The sequence below is a fragment of the Mucilaginibacter sp. P4_G9 genome (assembly GCF_056400985.1).
Genome location: NZ_JBFUKF010000483.1, coordinates 1 through 3465, shown reverse-complemented (window position 1 = coordinate 3465; position 3465 = coordinate 1). Strand labels below are relative to the sequence as shown.

General features: G+C 42.0%; 1 protein-coding gene. It reads left to right on the top strand.

Annotated elements, in window-relative coordinates; all coding sequences use genetic code 11:
* Positions 1-34: 34 nt before the first annotated feature.
* Positions 35-3465, top strand: a 3431-nt coding sequence (locus AC1DPZ_RS24155; RefSeq protein WP_477408285.1) for a PKD domain-containing protein, incomplete at its 3' end; no start/stop codon positions are given.

The window sequence follows — 3465 nt, the reverse complement described above, 5'->3', positions numbered from 1 at the left end:
GATAAATAAAGGCCAATTAAACATTTATACCAGGGTGAAATTTTTACGGGCGATAATTTCGGTCTTTATTTTACTGTGCTGTAGTTTAGGTGCCTATGCTCAGGGTGGTTTTTCAAACCAGGGAACCGAATTTTGGACGGTGTACATGGATCATATTACTCCCCCAACAACCACAGATCCCAGGGGTAATGTGAGCAAGATGAACCTTTATATTACAGCCGATGTTAATACGACGGTAAATGTGGTTATTGCCGATGGCTCATTTTCTGAAAGCTATGATGTAGTTGCCAGGGGCATCCTTACAGTTTCGATACCGGCAAGCGCTTTTTTAGATCAGCAAGGTTTTTCTACTAAAGGGATCCATATCACTTCACAAAAGCCTATAGCCGTTTACGCCCACATTTTTGCGCAAAGCGTTTCGGGGGCAACCCTTTTACTGCCGGTAAATGTGCTTGGTAAGGATTATGTATCCATTAATTACACCCAATTATCCAATTCGCTCATAACCGAAAAAAAAGCATCCTATTCAACATTTGCGGTTATTGGCACCGAAGATAATACCACCGTTGAAATAACACCCAAAACATATTTGCTTAACGGCGAGCCTCCGGGAAAACCGTTTACTATAATTTTAAACAAAGGCCAGGTATACCAGGGCCTTGCAGATAATGACCTTACCGGCACACGCATCCGTACAATAAGTACACAGGCCGGTTCTTGTAAAAAAGTAGCTGTGTTTTCTGGCAGTTCAAAAATACTTATAGGTTGCAATACGGTAAATAACACATCTGATAACCTTTTCCAACAGTTATATCCAACTGCCTCCTGGGGAAAAAACTATATCACAGCGCCTTTAAAAAGCCGGAATTACGATGTTTTCAGGATCATATTGAGCGATCCTAATACTATTGTAAATTTAAATGGACGTAACCTTCTGCCATCGGATTTTACCGGGGGGCTTTATTACGAATTTAATTCAGATGCCCCCAACGTTATTACTGCCAATAAACAGGTACAGGTTGTTCAATATGCTGTAACACAATTTAAAACTATTAACTGTGTTGATGCAAACCAGGATACCGGGGATCCTGAAATGATATATCTTAATCCGCTTGAGCAAACGCTGGATCATGTAACCTTAAATTCAACCGGTAATTTCAGAATCATTAATAATTTTATTAATGTAGTTATTAAAACAAGCGCAGTGCCTACTTTTGCACTTGATGGCAGTCCGTATACAAAATTTGTACCTGTTGCCGGCAACCCCGTTTATTCATATGCACAAATTGCAGTTAATAATGGCGTGCACCACATTAGTGCCTCTGATGGTTTTAACGCCATAGCCTATGGTTTTGGCAACGCCGAATCATACGGGTACGCGGCCGGTGCCAACCTTAAAAACCTTACCGAGTTTATAGCCCTGAAAGATCCGCAAAGCAGTACCTCGCAACTAAATGGGTGTACAGGTGCAACCTACAGGCTCCAGTTAACCCTGCCTTTTAAAACAACCAGCATTAAATGGGATTTTAAAAACGGCACTACCTACCTTGATAGTAATCCACTTGTTAAATCAACTACCGTTAGGGGTGATCAAACACTCTATTTGTATGAATACCGTGATGATAAAATTTACACAACCGGAAATTACAGTGTGGTAGCAACTGTGTTTAATCCCATAGCCGATGAATGTGGCTCGGCCGAAGACGTTGAACTTGATTTTAATATGGCTCTTCCGCCGGTGGCAAGGTTTACTTTTGCAGGTTCATGTTTAGGCGATACTACCTTTTTTAGGGATACATCACAAACCTATGGCCGCGAAACCAAAACACGGTTATGGGATTTTGGCGATGGATATACCGATGTTGTACAAAATCCGTCGCATGTTTATGAGCATCCGGGTACTTATAATGTAAGGCTAACTGTTATTAACGAAAATGGCTGTGGCGATGTATCTGAGCCGACACCTGTTAGTATTACTAATTTACCTGTTGCCAATTTTGACTTTTTGGCTCCATACTGCCCCGGCCTGGATATAACCTTTACAGATCATTCTACAAGCAGTGATGGTACTATTGCAAAATGGTTATGGGATTTTGGCGATAGTACCGCGGTGGTCGAAAAAGCTGATAATACCCCATTTACCCACGTTTACAAAGCAGCCGGAACTTATACCGTGAAATTAACAGTGGTTAACGCGGGCGGTTGTATGGGCTTGCCAAAAGTAAAAGCAATAGAAATAAGTGATATTGCTGTGGTTGATTTTATTTTACCCGATGCCTGTGTTGCCGATTTGGTTGAGTTTAAAGATAACAGTATGATTGGCGATCATACCGAATCCGGGTTTACTTACCAATGGAATTTTGGAGATATGCATGCCAGTGCCGCAGATAATACATCGACAGAAAAAAATCCCAGGCATCATTATACCGAAGCCCGAAATGATTACCAGGTAACCTTAAAGGTTACCACAAAATACGGTTGTACGTACACCAAAACACAAACTTTTGTTGTTAACGGCGATATTCCTAAGGCAAATGTTGTTGTGCCCGATCCTGCTKCTTTGTGTAGCAACAAAGAGGTGTTTTTTGAAAATAGGTCTACTGTAAATTTCGGAAGTATTACCCGGCTTGAGGTTACTTTTAACACCGCCGATGCCACATCATTGAGGGTTTATGAGCACCCGGTTTACGGTCTGCAACTACGTTATACTTACCCCGTGTTTACCGATGGTGACCACACCTTCAGTGTGCACGTGGCTGCCTATTCTGGTGGGGTGTGTGCCAATATTCAGGATTTTAACGTTGTTGTAAAGGCGGCCCATATAATAACATTTGCCCAGGCGCCCGCTGTTTGCCCCGAGGATAAGCCTGTGCAGCTTGCACCTTTAAGTATCGTAGGACCAATGGGTAAAGGTATGTTTTCAGGTAAAGGAATAAATCCCGGTGGCTTGTTTGATCCTTCGATAGCCGGTACGGGTACGGCCGAGATAAGTTATATTTATTCAACCCAAAACAGCTGCCCCGATACAGTGAAACAGCAGATATTGGTTTATCCTTCACCAACGGTATCGATAGATGGGCCTGTTACCGTGCTTGAAGGGAGCCAGGTTATTTTAAAGGCATCGGCAAACGGTCATAATTTAAGCTATAAATGGTACCCCTCAACAGGTTTGGATCATGATGACATATTAAACCCAACGGCAACCTTAACCGAAACTACAGACTACAGCCTGATGGTAACCTCGGAGGAAGGTTGCTCAAGTACGGCCAGTGTCAGGGTTAAAGTATTAAAATATCTTGTTATACCCAATGCTTTTACACCTAATGGCGACGGCAAAAATGACTTATGGGAAATTAAATACTTGGGTGACTACCCTAATAATACTGTTGATGTGTTTAACAGGTATGGCGAAAAAATATATTCTTCAATGGGTTATACAATTCCATGGGATGGCAGGTACAAGGG